This window comes from Bradyrhizobium sp. CCBAU 51627, assembly GCF_028128765.1.
In the GTDB taxonomy this organism is placed as follows: domain Bacteria; phylum Pseudomonadota; class Alphaproteobacteria; order Rhizobiales; family Xanthobacteraceae; genus Bradyrhizobium.
The window spans coordinates 134,703-154,186 of record NZ_LBJG01000087.1; the positions used below are offsets into that span (position 1 = coordinate 134,703).

At 60.5% G+C, this 19,484-nt stretch carries 16 protein-coding genes and 1 pseudogene; 10 read left to right on the forward strand and 7 right to left on the reverse strand.

Going from position 1 to position 19,484, the window contains the following annotated elements; genetic code table 11:
- Positions 1 to 137 precede the first annotated feature (137 nt).
- The 4 genes and pseudogenes from XH88_RS32135 to XH88_RS32150 all read left to right on the forward strand — a co-directional run bounded on the left by XH88_RS32135 (position 138) and on the right by XH88_RS32150 (position 4,069).
- Positions 138 to 524, forward strand: a complete 387-nt coding sequence (locus XH88_RS32135) for a response regulator (RefSeq protein WP_271672223.1) — start codon at positions 138 to 140, stop codon at positions 522 to 524.
- Between the two features lie 673 nt (positions 525 to 1,197).
- On the forward strand, positions 1,198 to 1,665 hold the full coding sequence (locus XH88_RS32140) for a hypothetical protein (protein WP_271672224.1): 468 nt from the start codon (positions 1,198 to 1,200) through the stop codon (positions 1,663 to 1,665).
- Between the two features lie 152 nt (positions 1,666 to 1,817).
- A complete protein-coding gene (locus XH88_RS32145) occupies positions 1,818 to 1,985 on the forward strand; it encodes a hypothetical protein (RefSeq protein WP_271672225.1) in 168 nt (55 codons plus the stop codon).
- Positions 1,986 to 2,078: 93 nt separating this feature from the next.
- Positions 2,079 to 4,069: pseudogene (locus XH88_RS32150) on the forward strand (protein-L-isoaspartate(D-aspartate) O-methyltransferase).
- Between the two features lie 70 nt (positions 4,070 to 4,139).
- On the opposite strand, the gene XH88_RS32155 reads toward XH88_RS32150, so the two are convergent.
- Both XH88_RS32155 and XH88_RS32160 read right to left on the reverse strand, forming a co-directional pair.
- Positions 4,140 to 4,403, reverse strand: coding sequence for a hypothetical protein (locus XH88_RS32155; protein WP_271672226.1), 264 nt, complete (start codon positions 4,401 to 4,403; stop codon positions 4,140 to 4,142).
- Between the two features lie 403 nt (positions 4,404 to 4,806).
- Complete coding sequence (locus XH88_RS32160; RefSeq protein WP_271672227.1) at positions 4,807 to 5,082, reverse strand: hypothetical protein; 276 nt, start codon at positions 5,080 to 5,082, stop codon at positions 4,807 to 4,809.
- Positions 5,083 to 5,223: 141 nt separating this feature from the next.
- On the opposite strand from XH88_RS32160, the gene XH88_RS32165 reads away from it, so the two are divergent.
- From XH88_RS32165 to XH88_RS32180, 4 genes are read left to right on the forward strand one after another with little or no spacing between them, the layout of a single operon-like run.
- Positions 5,224 to 5,778: a hypothetical protein gene (locus XH88_RS32165; RefSeq protein ID WP_271672228.1), complete on the forward strand. Its 555-nt coding sequence runs from the start codon at positions 5,224 to 5,226 to the stop codon at positions 5,776 to 5,778.
- 4 nt (positions 5,779 to 5,782) lie between these two features.
- Positions 5,783 to 6,145 (forward strand): hypothetical protein, encoded by a 363-nt coding sequence (locus tag XH88_RS32170; RefSeq protein WP_271672229.1) that lies wholly within the window; start codon positions 5,783 to 5,785, stop codon positions 6,143 to 6,145.
- Between the two features lie 20 nt (positions 6,146 to 6,165).
- Positions 6,166 to 7,272 carry a hypothetical protein gene (locus tag XH88_RS32175; RefSeq protein WP_271672230.1) on the forward strand — a complete coding sequence of 369 codons (1,107 nt, stop codon included), beginning with the start codon at positions 6,166 to 6,168 and terminating at the stop codon, positions 7,270 to 7,272.
- Positions 7,265 to 8,056, forward strand: coding sequence for a hypothetical protein (locus tag XH88_RS32180; protein WP_271672231.1), 792 nt, complete (start codon positions 7,265 to 7,267; stop codon positions 8,054 to 8,056). The genes XH88_RS32175 and XH88_RS32180 overlap by 8 nt, the downstream gene beginning before the upstream one ends.
- A 32-nt stretch (positions 8,057 to 8,088) precedes the next feature.
- Here the strand turns inward: XH88_RS32180 and XH88_RS32185 are convergent, their stop codons facing one another.
- Genes XH88_RS32185 through XH88_RS32205 form a run of 5 tightly spaced genes read right to left on the reverse strand, consistent with a single transcriptional unit; the run spans position 8,089 to position 17,803 of the window.
- A complete protein-coding gene (locus XH88_RS32185) occupies positions 8,089 to 11,229 on the reverse strand; it encodes an SNF2-related protein (RefSeq protein ID WP_271672232.1) in 3,141 nt (1,046 codons plus the stop codon).
- Positions 11,226 to 14,132 (reverse strand): DUF1156 domain-containing protein, encoded by a 2,907-nt coding sequence (locus XH88_RS32190; protein ID WP_271672233.1) that lies wholly within the window; start codon positions 14,130 to 14,132, stop codon positions 11,226 to 11,228. Before XH88_RS32190 ends, XH88_RS32185 begins: the two co-directional genes overlap by 4 nt.
- Before the next feature lie 10 nt (positions 14,133 to 14,142).
- Entirely contained in the window at positions 14,143 to 14,595 is a 453-nt protein-coding gene (locus tag XH88_RS32195) for a DUF7680 family protein (RefSeq protein WP_271672234.1), read from the reverse strand.
- 29 nt (positions 14,596 to 14,624) lie between these two features.
- Positions 14,625 to 17,669, reverse strand: a complete 3,045-nt coding sequence (locus XH88_RS32200; RefSeq protein WP_271672235.1) for an ATP-binding protein — start codon at positions 17,667 to 17,669, stop codon at positions 14,625 to 14,627.
- A complete protein-coding gene (locus XH88_RS32205; RefSeq protein ID WP_271672236.1) occupies positions 17,666 to 17,803 on the reverse strand; it encodes a hypothetical protein in 138 nt (45 codons plus the stop codon). The genes XH88_RS32200 and XH88_RS32205 overlap by 4 nt, the downstream gene beginning before the upstream one ends.
- 345 nt (positions 17,804 to 18,148) lie before the next feature.
- On the opposite strand from XH88_RS32205, the gene XH88_RS32210 reads away from it, so the two are divergent.
- Positions 18,149 to 18,928: a DNA-binding response regulator gene (locus XH88_RS32210; protein ID WP_271672237.1), complete on the forward strand. Its 780-nt coding sequence runs from the start codon at positions 18,149 to 18,151 to the stop codon at positions 18,926 to 18,928.
- A complete protein-coding gene (locus XH88_RS32215) occupies positions 18,925 to 19,482 on the forward strand; it encodes a hypothetical protein (protein WP_271672238.1) in 558 nt (185 codons plus the stop codon). The genes XH88_RS32210 and XH88_RS32215 overlap by 4 nt, the downstream gene beginning before the upstream one ends.
- The last annotated feature ends 2 nt before the right edge of the window (positions 19,483 to 19,484 follow it).

A 19,484-nucleotide genomic window follows, 5' to 3' on the forward strand; every position in this document is an offset into this window, starting at 1 on the left:
TATCCTCCTCGCCCTTACCAACACTCGAGGCCAAAAAGCGTTGCGGTGCCGGTCTGCCGAATGTTCACTTTTGAACAGTTCTATGGGAACTCGGTTGCCCGCGCCGCGTAGAATCGCCGTTATAGCAGGGGCGCCCGGTGACCGAATCTCTCACCATCCTCGTGGCCGAGGACGACTACCAGATCCAGGAAATGGTTGAGGAGGCGCTGACCGAAGCCGGTTTCCGGCCGCAGATCCTGTCGTCGGCGGAAGAAGCCGCGACCGTTCTGAAAAGTGGCATCTATGAATTCCGGGCACTCGTCACGGACGTGAACTTGAAGGGCAAGACGAGCGGCTGGGACCTCGCGCGTCTCGTTCGGGAGCGGGATCCGGAGTTTCCCGTCGTCTACATGACCGGCGCAGCTGCGGACGAATGGGCGAGGCTGGGAGTGCCCAAGAGCATTCTGCTCACCAAGCCCTTCGCCCCCGCCCAGCTTGTCACCGCCGTCTCGCAGCTTCTCAACATGGGATCGGCTCCTCTCTGAGGGAGCGGTCTCCTCCCGCTTCAGAGTAGAGCAACGACTGTGATCATGGCGAGCAGACCGGCCGCCGTCACGCACCAGCACGATAGTTCAAGGATTCGCATACCGCGCCCCCGCTCGAACTTCCTGCCCGCGCGGACGCTATATCCGGAATCGGACTTCGGGAACCGAAACCTTTTCATGCCCTCATGAATTCAGGACAGGGGCTGCAACGCGAGGCGCAGCCAATGTCCAGCATGCCGTTAGGCGACATGGTTCTCACCGTTGCCGTCATGACCATCGCCTTCGTCGGCGAAGTCGCGGTTTTTGCCCTCCTCGGAATCTTCTGAGGGAGGGCCGCGCCACTGTAACGAGGCACGCCGGCGCACCACCCTGAACCCTGAAGGAGCCTGCTGGAGGGAAGTGCGATGTCGAGGTGACGAACCTGCTCGCGCAGAAGCAACAGCTGCTCGAGCGACTGGAGAACGATCCGGGCCCGAACGAGCGCGATGAAATCGAGAGATTGCTCGCCAAATCGAGACCGCCCTGACGTGGCTGGAGTCCAACGACCCGGTCGAGGAAGGCGGACGGCTGTAGCTCTTCGACAGACGGACTTCTTGGAACGGAGCCGGTCGTTCAGCCTTTCTCAAGGCACCGCGCGCAGCAAAGCGCCGGGGGCGGACGGAAGGAGATTTGGATGAGAGCGACAGCGTGGGCGATCGCGTTTGCATTCGCTGCCTCCGCGTCGGCCGTCGCGGCGCAACCGGTCAGATGGACGACCTACAGCATCCCTCAGACCGGCACCTCGGTCGACTTCTCGTCCTCGATCTTCACCGAGGAGGCGGGTCGACCGGATGGATTTGGGCAGCATTTCCGGACCGCCGACGGCCGTGCCGACCTCACGATACAGGCCACCCCCAACGTCGCCAACGATTCCCCGGCCGCCTTCCTCGCGAAAAAAGGTCCACCGTCGCGCATTCAGTACAAGCGGGTGACACCCCGCTTCTTCGCGGTCTCCAGCTACAAGGGGGACAAGGTCTGGTACGACCGCTGCAACTTCGCCCGCCGGCTGGTTCATTGCGTGCTGATCAACTACCCCGCCAGCGAGGAGCACGACTGGGACGACATCGTTACGCGCATCAGCCTGTCACTTCGCAGCAAGTAGTGGTCCGAAGCGGGGCGCCACTCTCTGGGATCAATATGCGACGTAAGGTTTGGCGCTTACGGAGACTTGGAAGTCATCACGTTCACGGCCACCGGATTCTTACGGTCCGATCGCTCCCATGATCATTTACCAACGGCGTCTATAGATCGCCAATGGACATCGAGTACGACCCCGAGCGCGAGGCGGTCGCGGCGATGAAGCTCGCTGCGGAGGCCGATGGAGCCGAACGGCAACGCTGGATCATATTGGCGCTGGCGTGGCAGGAGATTGCGCGAGTCCCCGGTCCGTCGCTCGCAGGCAAGCCCGAACCGGCGACTTAGCCACGGCTTGGCGGGCACTCGGCGCATCGAAAGGAACCGAGCTGGCCTCTCCCGATTGGCTTCTCGCATCAGAACTTCGAAGGAGGTGCTGCGATGGCCGAATCCGCCCCACCTCGCAATCGCATGGTCGAGGTGCAACTTGCCGGCCGCGGCATTCGCGATCGACGCGTTCTGGATGCCATGGCAGAGGTCCCACGCGAGCGGTTCGTCGAATCCGGCTTCGAGGAATTCGCGTATGAGGATTGTGCGTTGCCGATCGCGAACGCGCAGACCATCTCGCAGCCTTATATCGTCGCGTTGATGAGCGAGGCGGCCGAGCTGAAGCCGGCAGACAAGGTGCTCGAGGTCGGCACCGGTTCGGGTTATGCCGCGGCGGTCGCCTCGCGGCTCGCTGGAACGGTCCACACCGTCGAGCGACATGAGGATCTGGCGAGGATCGCCGCACAGCGTCTCGCGGCGCTAGGATACGATAACTGCATTGTTCATACCGGTGACGGCACCCGCGGCCTGCCGCAAGAAGCCCCATTCGACGCCATTCTGGTCGCCGCCGGCGGTCCGACCGTACCGGATGTACTCAAGGCGCAACTGGCCGTCGGCGGGCGCCTCGTCATACCTGTCGGCGATTTCGAAAACGAACAGTCGCTGCTGCGCATTACGCGTCTGAGCGAGACGAAATATGCCGAGGAAACCTTCGGCGCCGTCCGCTTCGTGCCCCTGATCGGAGAGCACGGATGGGCCGAGGACGGCACGCGCTCCGCCAGCAATCACGTCCCCGGGCGCACGCGCTTCCGCTCGCTGCCGGAAATGATTGGCGCCGCCATCGAGCCCTTGCCGGACTTCGACGATCCCACCTTCGGGGGTTTTCTGGATCGGTTCGCGCAGTCCCGAGTCGTTCTGCTGGGCGAAGCCAGCCACGGCACGTCGGAGTTCTACCAGGCGCGCGCCGCGATCACGCGCCACCTGATCGAGAAGCACGGCTTCAAGATCGTTGCGGTGGAAGCGGATTGGCCCGATGCCGCTGCCGTCGACCGGTATGTTCGTCACAGAACATCCCGCGGCACGCGCGAGCGGCCCTTCGAACGCTTCCCGACCTGGATGTGGCGCAATAAAGATGTCGCGGCGTTCGTCGAATGGATGCGCAAACACAATGACGCGAAGCCGGCGAGCGAGCGGGCGGGATTCTATGGCCTCGACATCTACAACATGCGGAGCTCGATCGCAGCCGTTCTCGCCTCCTCAACGAGGTGGATCCCGACGCCGCGGCGGTAGCCCGCGAACGCTACGGATGCCTGACGCCTTGGCAGCGAGAGCCTTCGACCTACGGCCGCGCCGTCCTGACCGAAGGCTATCGGAAATGCGAGGCGGAGATCCTTCGACAGTGCCAAGATATCCTGAAGAAGGAACTGGACTACGCCGCGAACGATCCGGACAGCTTCCTGGACGCCACCCAGAACGCCCGGCTGATCGCCGCGGCCGAGCGCTACTATCGCATCATGTACTGTGGCGGCGCCGAATCCTGGAATCTGCGCGACACGCACATGTTCGAGACCTTGGGCCATATTCTGGACGCGCAAGGCCCCCGATCCAAGGCCGTGGTCTGGGCCCACAACTCCCATATCGGAGACGCCCGCTATACCGAGATGGGCGCCGTCCGTGACGAACTCAACATCGGGCAGCTTTGCCGAGAGAAGTTCGCCGAAGGAGCATCCTTAATTGGATTCGGTACGCACACCGGCACTGTCGCCGCCGCGTCGGACTGGGACGCCGAAATGGAAGTGATGCCGGTGCGGCCTTCCCGGTCGGACAGCTATGAACGTCTCTTGCACGACGCGGGTGCGGCGAGCGGCCTGCTCGAATTCCGCCGGGACGAAGGTCTCCGGCGTCGCCTGCTCGAGCCGCGCCTCGAACGCTTCATCGGCGTCATCTACCGTCCAAACACCGAGCTGAAAAGCCACTACGCGGAAGCCTCGCTGCCTCAGCAGTTCGACGCATTCGTGTGGTTCGACGAAACGCATGCCGTGTGTCCCTTAGAACTGGAACATCGCCCTACCGGCGTCCCGGACACCTACCCCTTCGGGCTGTAAAGGTGGCGTCGCCGAACACCCGCGCGACGTGCAGGCTCGTCGGCGGCGCGCTATCCAGACGCCCCGCGATCTATTCCGCCGGACACTCCGGGCAAGTGTCGCCGATCGAATCCAGCACGTCACGGACTTCCTCGACGGCGTCATCGGCGGAGATCCCGGCCGGGGGACTCTGACGGGCGGCGTCGAAAGCTCGCTGTCGGGCGTGCGGATCGGCCCTGTCCCGCATCCACCCGTGCTCCTCGCATTCGTGGATGGCGCCGGCCTCATGCAGCACGCTGATGGCCCATCCGCGCAGCGTCCGGATCGCCGGCCGTCGTTCCTTCGTCATCAGCATCGAGATCGCTCCTGCCGGGACGAATCCTACCGCCCGCCTGCTCGTTCCAAGCGGTTAGCACGCAGCAGGGATTCGCAATCGGCAGAGCTGGAGCTTGTCCACGTGTTCCACCCGGCTCTGCTGGCTTGAAGTATTCGAGACGCCTTCCCGCGCGCCTCGCCTCAGATGTGCCGCTTTGGCCAATGATCAGCGAACATGCCGTTCAAGCTTTCCAGTTTCATCGGAAGAGCGGGACCCTCTGTTGTGAGGCCGAGATATGAACTGTGCAGACGATGTATCCCCCGTTCCGTCCAGCGTCCGCGTCAAGCGCTTCCCGACCCGCGATGCCTCGGGATCGCGGTTGTCCGCGAGTATTTTTGCGTGTTGCGTGACCTCTGCCCAGAACGTCTGGATGTGCCAGTTCTCAAAATCCTCGAACCATGCGGTTTGGCGGCCGGCAGGCGACCCGCAGCAGGTGCCGCCCGATATCGCCGAGCCGCTGCGTCCGAACTGGGGCGCCGATCGGCTTGGCGTCGACGGAAGCGTCGTCGAGGACGGCCTGCCAGTATTCGGGTGGCATCGGGTCACCTGGACCGACCGCGGGCGATCCTGGCACGCTCCTGCCGACGGAGACGGTGGCGGCGAGCTTCTTCATCTGCTTTTCGGTCGGCATGCGCCAGCTGGCGGGGCGGTCGGTCATCCTTAAATTAGAACACATCATGAACAAGCGAGTCGAGTCGTAGCCCGGGATAACTCCCCTATTTTTTGGGGCGATCCTTGCGAAGTGAGGGCAGTTCGGCTATCTCATGTCTCACACGTGAGGATAAAAATGATTCTGAATATGGCCCAGTTGGGCGGTGGCGAAATCCTGTCCGGAGCGACGACCGGACGGATGGTGCTGGCGGACCTGCTCAAGGCGACAGCCAGCGAGCCGCCGGTGGTCACGCCGGTGTTGTTGAACTTCGAATGGGTCAACGTGGCGACCTCCAGCTTCCTGCGGGAGAGCGTGCTGGCGTTCCGGGACGCGATCCGCAGCCGACGCTCCAATTTCTATCCGGTCGTCGCCAACGTGAACGCCGGCGTCCGCGAAGAGCTCGAGGATCTCCTGAGCCGTCGTGGCGGCGTTCTGATGTCGTGCGTCGCACGCGGCGACGAAGTCATCGAAGCGGCCCCCCTCGGAGAACTCGACCCGAAGCAGCGCCTGACGTTCGACCTGGTGCAGCAGCGCCGTGAGACCGACGCCGGCGAACTGATGCGGGATTTCGCGGCCACGGATCCCGTCAAGAGCCCGACGGCTTGGAACAATCGTTTGGCGAGCTTAGCTATGCTCGGTTTGGTTGCGGAGATCAGCCAGGGCCGATCGAAGCGCTACAGGCCTATTTTCGAAGGGGTTTGATTTCATGGGAGCGGATTTTCTGGAAAGGGCGACTCCGCAATTCGAGAAGTGTTGGGACAAAGGGCGGCTCGATCTCGTCGCCCAGGATCTCTTCACGCGTCTGCCGACGACGAAATCGCGGGCGTTCGAAGCAACACTGCTGGGGGCCGCCCAAGTGAAGAAAGGCGAAAAGATCACGATCGACAAGGTGCGGACCGGGCTGCTGGTGTCGCGCGGGCACACCGAGCTCGCTCTCAGCGAGGACGCGCCCGCGGCGGTGGTCAAGGCGATCGAGGCGAACTGCGGCGTTGCGCAGGGCATCGTGGACGAAGTCCATGAGATGGCCGGTGTCGTGGAGATCTCGGTATGCATCGCCCGACTGCAGTAGCCGCCCGCAAGAAGTCACGATTGCACATCGCCGAGCGAAAGCTCCGGCACGACAGTTCGCTCCATCAGCCTTCGCTAGGCTGCGCGGGATGCGCCGAGAGAAAATTTTGCGGCGGCCTGGCCATCGAGGCCGAAGTCTGGAGCTGCCTCAGCTTCTGCTGCAACGACCCTGGCAAATGTGACAGGGTCTGCCGAAACAATCCCGACTATGCATTCCGCGTCCAGGAGATCGGCGGCTTCGAATTGAAGCTGCCGCAGGCGCCCCTGCTGCCGGCCCCGGCCCTCCCCCTGGTCGTACCTGAGATCTTCCACGGCTCGAAGCGCAGCCGGCATTTCGCGCCCGCGCTCGCGAGCGTTTCGCTTTACGGCATGTTCGACCGCAGGGAGGGTTTGCCGAAATACCGCACGCGGGACGAGCTCAGCGACAACTACAAGATCTCAAGCGGCACGCCGCTGCTGCTCACCGCCATCCAGCGGGACCGTCCGCTGGAGCGATGGTGGGAGCTCGGGCAGGCTCGGCGGAAGGCGATCATCGAAGCGGCTCGGGATTGCGGCGTAGTCTTGGCTACGACCCCGAACTACAGCCTGTTCGTGGACAGGCCGCGCTGGGACGACATGCACGCGATGAAGCGCATCGCGCTGACGCACGGCGAATTCCTGCAAGCCGGAATGCCGGCGGCGCTGCACGTCAACGGCCGGACGGAATGGGACTTCGAACGGTGGGCGACGTTCATCCTCGAGCATCCGGAGGTCACGCACGTCAGCTTCGAATTCACGACGGGGACCGGGCGCCCCACACGCAAGCGGCAACATGCGGCGTGGCTGTGCAGCGTGGCGAAGACGGTAGGGCGGCCCCTGCACCTTCTTGTTCGTGGCGGCAGCGATCTTCTGCCGGAACTGTGCGCGGCGTTCGCCGGGGTCACGTTCTTGGAGACCACCGCGTTCCTGAAGACCATGATGAGGTATCACGCGCTGAAGGGTGAGGCGGTGAGTTGGTGGCCCTATTCCACCGCGGCCAAACAGTTGTTGGATGACCTGTTTGAGACTAACTGGGAGATCTCTCGAGACGCTATCGCGAAGGTGATGCGACGCGATCTTCCCCAGATGCCGGCAGCCGCAATTGCCTGATATCGAGAGCCTCACGTTCGCCGCGCTCGACGGTATCGCTTTCGCCGCCTCGCGCGGCCGTTTAGGTGACGTACCGGAATATGTCGCCGATGACCTCGGTCCGCTGATCGAGATGGTCCAGTTGGCGCGAACGGGCCTCCTGCCTCCGCCGAACTCGGCGCCGTGGCTGCGCTTGAACGGAACGGAGGCGGTCCTGCGCGCGGCCGTCAGTGGTACCGAACGATGGGCATCTCCGTACGGCAACGGCTCGGGCTTCCTCAGATGCGATGTGCTGCAGACGGAGCCGAAGAGGTGGACCGCTTTCCTGCTAGAAACCCACAAGGCGGCGCTGGCGTCGGGCTTCCCCACCCAGACGGTCAGCCGCCTGATGGGGGCCATGGGAGAGCTTGCCGACAACGTGCTGGAGCATTCCGAGGCCGTGCCGACCGGCTTCGTCGTGTACCGCAGTCGCCCCGGATCCTTCGAATTCGCTGTCGCTGACAAAGGTATCGGAACGCTCGCCAGTCTTCGGTCGAACCCTAAGTACGACTACCTGGTCGACGATGGTGACGCGCTGCAATGCGCCCTGACCGATGGCGAATCGCGGTTCGGCAAGGCGACGCAGCGGGGTACCGGATTCAGCACGCTGTTCCGAAGCCTCGTCAACATGAATGCTTCGCTCCGATTCCGGTCGGGCGACCACGCGCTGATCATGCACGGTACATCACCGACGTTGGTCAATGCTCACGTCGCCAAAAAGGCTCGCGCATCGGGCTTCATGACCTCGGTCCATTGTACCATATGACTAAGTGCTGGAGGGGGACGATGCCGTCCTGGTTATGCGCGGTATTGGGTTAGGTCGGGGAAGGCCGGGCTACCTGGCGTCCAGAACTCGACGCTGTCCGAGTGCATCTCGAAGAAGTCCCGATCCGTCGTCACCCGAATTGCCTTCGGTAGATGACCGTTTTCGTAGCGGAAATCCTTGTCGAGCGCTGACGCGGATGTTCCCAGCGGTAGCATCATGGGCCGCGCAAGCACGGCGTGGAGGTCTGCGAGCGTCAAGGCCGGATCTGGTCGAGCAGGCATCTCAAGTTCGACGTCGGCGAAGTCGTCCAGATCGATTCCTTCCGTCCGCCCGACCTCGATTGCTTCCTCGAGCTGCCGAACAGCATCTTGCGTGCGCTCCGGTTCTTCTCCGCTGCCGAGCACGGTGTCTCTGATCAGAGTCGGCAGCTTAGCCAAAATTGGCTGCAACCCGCCCACAACGTTCTCGAACAGATTGATGCGATCGCGGGCTGCTACGTATACATCTGCCTCGACAGTCCCGGCATAATGCAAGTTTACGATGCGAATGTCTGTGAACCGTTGTCCTAGTCTATCGATGCGGCCGATCCGCTGCTCGACGCGCATAGGATTCCAGGGCATGTCGTAATTCACCAAAGCCCCGCAGAACTGGAAATTGAGGCCTTCCGCCGCCGCATCAGTACAGACCAGTATATCTGCCTGATGTTCTCGAAAGCGCCTTTTGACCTCTTCGCGACTGATCCGTTTCCACGAACCATCGTTGCCACGGACTTCGCCTCCACGACCCGAGAAGCACATTATCGACCGGCCGGTCCGCTCGACCAGGTGGTCGCGGAGGTAGTCCATCGTATCGGTGAACTGCGTAAATACCATCGATTGCGGGTAACCGGCGGATTCAAGCTCTTTCAGCACGCCCACAAGCTCGTTAGCCTTCGTATCCGTAGGGAGCATACCGATCTCTTTCAGTAGGCCTTCGATCGTAGCGGCCTCATCAGCGTTCGCGGTCTTCCGCTCCGCCGACGCGATCTCGTCGATATCGTCGAGCTCACCCGCCTCGACGAGGTCTGCGGCATCATCTTCGAATCCGATCTCGTCCTGCGGGGCAACAGCCGAGACGCCTTCCCGACGCTTCTCCAGTGTACACCGAAGGGCGTAGAAGCTCGACGCCAGGCGGCGGCGATAGATGGTCATCACGAAACCGACCGCATTCCGTTCTTCCTGGTCGGCCGCGTTGTAGGCCGTCGAAATGTAGTCTTCCGTACGCCGGTAGAGCGCTGTTTCCTCGAACGAGAGATTGATGAAACGGTCCTCGACCTTCCGGTTCGCGACACGGGCATCGATCTTGCCGGCTTTCGCGTATCGGCGAAGCAATTCCCGGGTATGCCGCGATATCAGCGCCCGCATCGGCGTTGTGCGCCGAATGAGAGCTATGGCTGCCTTCCGCTCCGCAGGTCCGAGCTGCTTTCGCGGTATTGCTGATTCGCTTCGCAGCGCGTCCAAGACCCTTTTGCTCTTGAGACGACTGAGCTTGCTCCACCGCTCAGCATCTTCGCGCGAAATCGCGCCGTACGTACGCTCGACGGACTGAAAGAGCGCCGAAAGCCAGTCCAACGATTCATTCGTAATGACGTCTTTGCGAACCTCTTGGAAGAAGCGATCGAATGCAGTTGCGGTCCATTCTGGTGGCAGCCCGAGTAGACTTAGCAAGTCCCACAATTCGACCGCATGGATCTGCAGCGGGGTCGCGGTCAACAGAATTAGACCCTTATCCGTGTTCCTGCCGCCCAGTTCCCGCATCAGCCGGAGCAACGCGTTGGGGCGTTCTTGGGCAGTGCCTGCAGCGCGCCGGCGCGCGTGATGCGCTTCGTCCAGAACCACTACATCCCAAGCATCGGCCGCGTCCAAGAGTTCGGTCCGCCTGTCCTGACGGCGCGCCAAGTGGCTCGACATGATGACGAAGGGTTCACGGTGCCATTCGCTGCGTGAGACCGTTTTCTCGATCCTGTGTTCGGTAGCGGGCGAATGATACCAAACCAGCTTCTGACCATCGTAGATCGGCCAATTCAGATTGAATTTCTCACGCAGTTCGATCTGCCATTGTTTGCAGACCGATTTCGGCGCCAACACGATTGCTCGTTTGATACGATCGGCCAACCATCCCTGCCGCAGCAACAAGCCGGCTTGAATCGTCTTTCCGAGACCAACCTCGTCTGCTATCAGAAGCTTCGGCGGCCAATTGTGATATAGCCGCTCGAAGGCCTTGACCTGGTGCGCCCACGGGACGATCGCAGACGTCGCCTCGCCGACGCGTTCGCCGCCATTGGGCTGTCTAGCGGCATTGGCAATCCGTCGCCAGAGATCGGCACGCTCCTCGTCGACCGAAACTCCAGGAGCGGGCTCCATCTGGGGCACAAGATGGGGCGGAACGATGATCGGTTTTGCCGATGGGTTGGCCGCTTCTGCGTCGGTGAGCAGCCTAGGGACCCGGTCCGGATCCGGCAAGAACTCCAGAAGCTTTTCTCGGACGGCGGCGGGCACGTCCATAACGATCGCTCTGGTGGCCTTGTCGGCCCAAAGCTTCGCGAAACTCGCTTCCTCCTCTTCTACTCGCGGCCCGTCGGCCCAAGAGGTGAAGCAGTTGAAGCTTTCCCAGTTCTTGGTCCAGCCGGCGGCGGTCTCGTTGTTGCTCCCGCTGAACGCGATCCTGTCGCCGGTCTTGTCCTCGATGATCCCCGTCTTCTCGTGGAAGAGTCCTGGATCCTGGCTGGGGTTCTTGTGTTCGTCGCACGGAATGGCGACCTTCACGTCAAGATATCCCTTCGCGATCATCCACGCTAAAAGCTCAAGTGCGTCTATCGCGAAGGGATGCGACGAGAAGTCGGGAGTCGCCAGCATCGTCTTCTCCACAGCGGCCTTGATGCTCTCGCCGAACTTGATCGCTTCGACTTCCGGTTCTCCGAGGGTGCAGCCCACGATGAGCCGCATGCGCCCTTCGTTGAACACCAAACCCTCGACACCGCGTGCTGCGAGCGCGAGAGCGCGAGGCGAGAAGTACCCGGTAATGCGATCGTACCGTTGCGCAGCGCGCAAACCGGGAACATAGAACAGACGAACCAAGTCACCGTCGTCGAGGGTGTACTTCAATTTCCAGACGCGATCCTGAAGCAGGCTCACGCAGCCTCCTCCGCCCAGAGCTTAAGTTGCTTCGGCTCGTCAACGCTGTCGGCGAAGGCAAGCCTCCGCAATTTTTCCAATGCGTCGAAGTCATCGCTCGCTGATTTGAGGTCTCCCGTGAGCTCGATTTTGGAGAAGCTCATCGAAGGCGGCAGTACCTCCAACAGAGCTTCGAGGCTGTTGAGAAATATGGGATCAGACGCCAACTTGGCGTCTTTGAGAAAGTCTCGAGCAACCTCAAGCGAGCGAGTGCGGGCAAGGTTAGCGGCGAATTGTAGAGCGTCGATCATTCCTCTGGAGCCGTCCGCGCCGCCGAGGGCTCCTTTGGATGACCGAGCCGAACTGTCCCAAAGCCTAATATCCGAGCCCTTCTTCTCGCAGATGCGCCCGATCAACTGATCCAAGTCGGCGCCCACTGCTCGCGCCAGACGAAGACCCTCATCGTACGCGAAGACGGGGCTGCCAAATGCGTCCCAGGCCAACACGTAGAATGACGTGGCTGGATCTAGGTCCGCGCTGCCCCGCATGTTCATCAACTGGTTCAGACGCCATGTCTTCACCTCTCGCCGCGCCGCTTCGAGCGCATCCTCGGGAGTCACTGAATATGGATCAAATGCCTCCTCGAAGAACTCCGCTTGTTTCCGCCGCTTTTTGGCGAGAAGTTCGGGTCGTGGAGTGCCACGTTTCAGCGGCCAGTGGCGGGAAAACTCTTCTAGGGCGGGACCGAAACAAGCAAGGTAAAGGTCGACGCCCGAAATTCCGGCATTTTGGAATTCGGAAACGCGGCTGCGCACGGCTTTGGCGACGAGAGGTTCAACATCTTCCCAATATGTTGCATCGGCCGCGCGGACACCCCGAGGTCTGCAGACGAGAAACATCGTGGAATTAGCCGCCGCCTTGTCCTTGATGTGGAGAGACCCTTCGGGTTCGGTGTTTACCGGCCAGGACGCGCTTATGATGAACCCGGCCTCCATAAGGCCCTTTGTGAGAGCATCCCAGGCCCCCGTTGCTTTGTGAGTAAACATCAGTGTCATCACGCCGGTCGGCTTGATGACACGATGGCACTCCGCAAAGATGCGCTGCATGCGCTCCTGGTAGTCTCGCCCAGCTAGAGCGTCCGCTCCTCTTTGGTTTGCGAATTTGGCTGCGCTGGCCACGGCTTCGTTTTCCTTATCTGTCAGTTGGCGAGTGAAAAGCTCTGGCACGATGTAGCCAGCAGTTCGTTTCAGCCAGACATAGAAGAAATCCGACAGCTCCGCGTACATGACGTTGTTGTAGTATGGCGGATCCATGACGATCACGTCGATCGACTCAGACGGCAGATAATCCAGATCGTCGCCGGAGCGACAAGTAATCGTTACCGACGATGCTTCATATTTTACGTCTTTTGATAGAAGATCGCGCTCATCAGCGCCGTTGCTTACCAGACTGATCAAGCCTTCAAGGGCTGAATCGACTTGCTCCAGAACCCAACGATAGCCCTCCCCGGTGATGAAGGGGGCCATTTCAGCGTACGACCACTTGAATGCGAAATCGTGCCTGTCGAAAACCGACCGCAGGGTGCCGGCTTTGACGTTCCAGCTTGAAAGGCGAGCATTCCAGTTGAGAAATTTGTCTAAAGCGAACGCCAAGTAGACATACGCTGCCTGACGAACGGCGCTGATGCCCGCCGCGGCATCGGCGTCGTACATTTCGCGGTATGTTTCGACCGCTAGACCGTGCCCCAGCAGCTGACGCGGCGAAAACAAATCCCGCCAAAGCGGCATCCCGTATTGAATGGGACGGTCGTCGTTTGATGGATCGGGAAAACTTTCGCTGGGCACCAGATCCAATGCGATCCAGTCTGCCATTTTCGATTCGAGAACGTCCGCGACGTGTCTACTGTTGTCGTCGGAGGCCGCAGCGGCTCGAAAACCTCGCTCCAACTTATCTCGTCCACGTTTTCCTGCGTTCGCTTTCGTTTCGACTCGGCGCTTAAAGGCCATCGCGACGAGTTGTTCGCTCAATGCTCCTTCCTGCGCTTGGCGTTTGATTTCAGTGCCGTCGATCACTCGCCCACAATCCGGAAATGGGCACGTTGCGTCCCCGTCCGAAACCGTGCCAGGAGAGTTTTCCTTTAGCTTATCTACGATCTCGAACCTGCAAGCCCGAGCGGCCGGCTCGCATACTGGAATGACGCGAATTCCGGTGCCGTCTGGCGACAGCTTCCAGTTGGGAGAGAGCGGGATCAAGCCGTCGCAATAGGGACACTTGATCGTCCGGGCCCAAATATAGGCGAGAATCTGGGTCCCACTGGGTTCGGGAGGAAATACGCCTTGGAACTTTGGCTCCGCGCGGGCCAGAAACACCTGAGCTAGATTTCTGAACTCCTCGAGTACGGACGAGCCAAAGTTGGCAGGATATTCGATCGTAGCTTTCTCGATCAGGGCTGCCACGGGATTCAAATCGTTGGCTACGGTTTTGAAGCCCATCCGCACGGCTTCAAAGGGAATTGCGCCGCCGCCGGCGGTAGGATCCAACACTTTGATACCGGACAGGCCAGCCGCTTCTAGCACCGATCGATCGGAAAAATGTTTGAATGCTCTGGGATATCCATACTCTTTGTCGCCAAGCGGCGTCTTGCCCGCGCGGATGGCCCGATCATTTCGCCGCCGAGCCGCAACTGGGTCGCCGTTGATCCCTATCAAGCGAAGGAATTCGTCGTGACCGAAACTGGATGGGAGACAAGAGGCGAGAATCGCAGCCCTGCTCGCGATCAGCGGTCGTCTGGCCCACCACACATGAAGGGAGTTGTGCGGCGGCAAGACCTTGCCGGCCATAGAGAAGCGGCGCTCGCGCACGCTTTCTTCGCCCAACGCTCCAATCGGAAGCCAGCGCTCGATTAGTCTCACGTCTTGCGTCATAATGGTAAATTCACTTTCGCTTCGGATCCGTCATCAAAACACGGAGCGCCGTCAGCACTCGCCTCGGATTCTTGCGATGCACGGCCATCCCAAGCCAGTAGGCGGCTTCTTCGCGGCTCATCTGATCGATACCTTCCGCAACCAGGCGCATGGCATCCCGGCTACGCATGGGAGCCAGCGTCCTGAAAAGAAGCGCGAGGTTCAGCGCCGTCTCCTCCGCGATCCGCGAGCCCATTCCATCCATCGGAAGAATGTCGACTCGGACGCCGACCTCCTTGAGCTTCTTGAGGACGCGGTGCTCGACCAACTCGAGATTGCGCCCCCGCAAACCAGCGACGCGAATCGGAGCCGTGACCTGCGGCGTAGTCGGGGACGGCAACTGCCAGATCTCCAGTTCGGTATCACCGGGCCCGTGCCGGCGGGCGCGGAGCTCGTACTTCGGCTGGGTCCTGGAGATTGCCATCAGGTCTTCCTGTCGGTGGGCGACACGCACTAGAGAACCTCCGCCGTTGCTTCGACATGAGCCGCCGCGCTCGCGAAACGCGTCAGCCTTTCACTAAATTTTTCGGACGTATCGCCGCTCAACGCGAGACCGCCTTCGAACTCGAACGTCAGGACGGTGCTCAAATTGTTGTCGTCAGCCGCTCTGAATTGCGGCTCGAGGTAGCTTTTGATGGTAGACGCATCGGTCGGGCTACCGACGAATCTGAACTCCATCGTGCTCTTGTCCTTCGTCTCATAGGCTCCTTCCATCTCTATGGTCCGTTTCGAACCCTGAATGGTGGCGACCACCGGGACCAGCTTAAATGCGTCGCCCGCGTCGAAGAGTCGAATGGTAACCTTGTCGATCTGAAGCACTTTCTTGGTCCGAGCCTTCTCGAAGACCTGCTTGAGCGCCTCTTTCAGAACGCCCTCGGCCTTAAAGCTGTGGGCATTGTCGACGCTTGGAATAGGAGGCGGAGGCGCGACATCCTCGAAGCCAGTCGGGATCTTTGGCGCCGAGCCATCGCCGCCACCGACGGGCGAAGGGCCCGCTCCTACACCCGTGGGCACCTTCGGCAGGCTCACGGCGACCTGGCGCGGCCAGAGTCCCTTGCTCTTGGCGAAGTCGATCGTGAAGATCATCGCCTGCTCGTCGATCTGGATGTTGGGCATCGGATCGCCTTGGCCAGCGAGGAGTCCTTCGCGTTGGTAGATGTAGACGCCTTCTTCGATCCCCTTGCGGATCAGCTTGCGGAACACGTCGTCCGACAGAAGTATAGACAGCGACGGGTCCTTGCGGAATTCGTCCCGCAAGTCTCGGGCGCTCATCTGTCCCTTCTTAAGTGGAGTGCGATCCCTGATGAACGACGGCGAGTCGGGATTGTCGGACGCATCGCGCAGCTTTCCCTGTTCCTGAAGCTGGCGGAAGATCTGCGTCTGGCCGGAGCCGGGCTTCTCGGAGGCGTTCTGGAGATCGATGACCGCGTGACCGAGAGTCGCCGTCCCGTCGCCGAGGCCCATCTTCGAAGGATATAGGACGTGACGGTAGCAATTCTGGATTGCTATCGCGATCGCGTGCTCGGCCCGCCCATTCTCGATCTTGACCGCTTCCTGCTGATGAGGGGCCAATTCGAGCAACCTCTCCGGACGGCTCAATTCGTGTAGCGCCAGGCGGCGGGTCATCTTTGCCTTCATGTTGGAAAGCTGATGCTCGTCCGCCAGAACGAAGATCAGATTGTTCCTGAGCGATCGGATGCCCTGGGCATCGGAGCCCTTCCGTTCGTAAATCTTGGCGACGAGGTCCGGAACCGATTTCAGATCGGCACCGACCTCGACGGCATCGTGTGACAGCAGGACGAGACGGGGCTTGCCGTCCCCGACGTCGTCGGGCACGTCGTAGGGAGCCGCCGCGAACGGTACGAACTCGAAAATGTTGCCGCCGAAGATCTGCTTAATGCGGTCGCGCAATTCGCTGCGGGCCGCCTCGGCATCGACGTTCTTTTCCTCGCGGCCGATGACCTGCGTCAGATTTGCTTCGGCGTTGAAGCGCAATGGCGCGTTGGGCCGGTCGTCCAGGTATGCCGAGTCCTGACGGAATCGCTGACGGGCGTCGTCGATGAAGCTGAGGTCCGTCTCTGGGTTGAGGATCGTGTATCGCAGGTGATCCGGTGAGATTCCCTTCAGTTCGTTGTTAAAGGCGAACGTGTGGACGAAGACGGCCCTGGCGACATACGACGCGTACGGCAGCATGCCCTTGTAGTTGGCGTCGATCTCCTGAGCGAGCGCCGGCTTTTGGTCGATCGTCGCAATATCACCCTTGATCGCCGAAATGAAGTTGGCCTGCTGCAGCCTAGTGGTGAACTCGGTCCGGACGTCCTCATAGCCAGGATCGATGTGGTGAATATGGATCGCGCTGGCGTCCTTAGGCTTCGAATCCCAAACGTGGCGGACCGTCTTGGCCAGAATTCGCAACATTCCGCGAACCCGCTGGAAGTTTCCGAGTGTCGCGGTCTTGCTCGTCAAGGTGTCCAGAACGTCCGGATGAAAAGGATAGCAGTCCCGGAATTCTTCTATCGTGGTCGACCGTTTTCCGGCTTCGGAGAGCACGCTTTTATTCTGTTGCCAAAGTGCGCCATAGGAATCGATGACTTTTGCCGCAGCTACATCATCGATGCGCGAGAAGATGCGACGCCGGATGACCTTGGCGGTCTCGTCATCCTTGGTGGGATTGAGATGAGTCGCTTTCCGGCCCGACACGCTTTCGAGCTCGAGCATTGTCCGCGCCAAGAACTCGTTTTCGTCGCCGAATGCATCGACACCCTTGCCGTCCTGACGGATCGCCAAGGTGTAGACGACAGCGGCATAGGGGCTAGTTTCGGCGGCCGTGAAGAGAGCCTTTAGGAACGCAGTCAATTGATCGCGCCCGCCCATGTGTTGGACTTTGCGAAGATACTCTCCCATTTCGTCTAGGACGATCAGGACCGGATCGCTTCCGAACAGCTCCCTGAGTGTATCGCTACCAGGCGAAACCTTGTCTTCGTCCGACCGGCGGACGACTTCGTACCCTGTCTTTCCCGCTAGTTGGTAGGCGATCTCCCCCCACGGAGTGAATGCACGGATGCCATCGCCCATCGGGCGACCGTTCGCGGCGTCGGCGTTTTCGCCGTCGAACGCGGCTACTCTTACCTTCGAAGCGGGAACGATCTTGGGATCGACGAATTCAGCTACGTTCGAGACGCCCTGCAGTCCATGAGCAGCATGCACCAATGCTATCAGACCATGGGTTTTACCGCCGCCGAAGGACGTATCCAGTCGGAAGACAGCGGAGATCGCTTGGCCCTGTCCGGACAGGCGTCGACAAACGTTGGATAGAAGTTCTTTGAGTCCTTCGGTCGGATAGGTGTTGGCGAAGAACTGCTTTGGATCGGCATAATCAGCGCTCGCATCGCCTCTGAGGACGCGTGAAAGGTTGGCGGCGAAGTCGCTGTCCGAAATCGACCCGTCTCTGACGTCCTGACGGGGTGTGCACAAATCGAAGACCGTCGGTACCGTCATGAGCGTCTGTCCTCTTTCTTTGCGTTCTGATGACGGTCGAGCCATTCCTTGGCGGCGTCTTCCAGCACCAGTGAAGCCGTCTTGTCGCGCAGCGCCGCCGCGGCTTTTATCCGACGGATGACGTCCGGATCCATGCTAGTTAGGAACTGCTTTTTCTCGCCCTCCGGGGGCTTTCTGCCCCTGGTGGCCTGCTTTCTGCCCGCCATTACCCCGACCCTGCCCGCGCGTTGTGCGACGGTTCGAATCGTCCCATGGGTTGCGGGTGGGAGCAAGGGATTGGTCCGGCCGCGCGACTATTTTCCCCCGGGAAGCACCGGCCTTTTGCTTGATTCCAAGCGAAGCATGCCGCTGAAATATCAGTAGATTCGCCGTAACGGAAGCTACCTAATATATCTATCCAATATAGGTCCTGTGCGCCATTGTCTTTCATGTCCATTCAGAGCGCGATCACCTGCGCACCTCGACGATAGGTAAGTTGCTTGCCAGCACCGCTTCGAAAGCAGAGGACTGATGGATCGCTCTACTTCCGCCCGACGGAGGTCGAGGCACAGCTAACGGCGTTGGAGCATTTGTCCCGGGATGAGTTCCTGAGTAGATGTCAGATCAGGGACCGGACGCACCAGGATTATGTCAGAACCGAGTGCCTCGTTCATTTTATGCGGGCCTGCCATCGGGACAACAGCGAAGCTCGATTTGCGAGCCTATACAGGGTGCTCCTCGAACGGGCTGCGCGTTGCTTGCCGAGGTCCCAGAACACCGACCAAATCTCATCAGGTCAGGCCGAGATAAACGAGCTGGTCCTGGACACGTTGAACATTCTCCTCTCCTGCGATCGGAACGAATACTCGGAGAAGCTCGATTTTTTTGAGATACGGTTCGACGGAGCGATGGCCAAGCTCCGACTCGACGCGCAGCGGACGGTATGGCGTCGACAGAACCGCAATACCTCCTTCGAGGCCGAGGAAACCGGCGAAATCCGGCGGGACGTCGAGAAGGCGATCGGGAACTACAACCCTTTCGAGAACGCAAAAATCGAGTCCCGGGATTACCGGTCGCGTCTGGACGCAGCGATTGACACTCTGCCCACCCTGCAACAGAGGATCATCCAGATGCTCCGAAAGGATGTCCCGATCGACTCCAAGGACCCCTATGCCGTGACGATCTCGAAGACGTTGGGCAAGGTCGAAAAGACGATCAGGCTCAACCGGGACAAGGCGTATGCCGTACTGAAGAGCATCCTGGAAGGAGATCAGACATGAACTCCGTTCCTACTGAGGGAGAGGTTCTCGACGCCTTCGCCGCCGAGCCGAACCACGACGCCGCGACCTTCCAAAGATATCTGGAGAAGTACCCGCAGTTCGCGATCGCCCTTGTCGACCTTTCACGGGAGTTGTCGCGCGAGATCGCAGAAGATGAGGCTCTCTCCGACAGAGAGATTGCCTGGATCGAGAAAGCTACGCGAAAGTATTCTGAAGGCTGGGCGTCCGCAGCTTTTGCCGACCCGACGCTCGAGCAACGACGTGCTGCGGCCAAGGAGCTGCGTGTTCCACGCCAGGTCATCACCGCGATACTCGACTGCAAGGTGGCGGTCGAGACAATTTCACGGCGAACCCGCCGAAGGCTGGCGCTTCAGTTCAACGCGACCGTCGATGGCCTCGTTCAGGCGCTTTCTGGGCCGCAATTGTCTGCCTCGAGAAGCTACAAAGCCGATTCCAGGCCCTCGACAGGAGAGAAAGTCTCTCTTGAGCAGGTCCTGCGGGAGGCCGGCGTATCCGAGGACATCATCGCCGACCTCGTCTCAGAGGATGACTGATC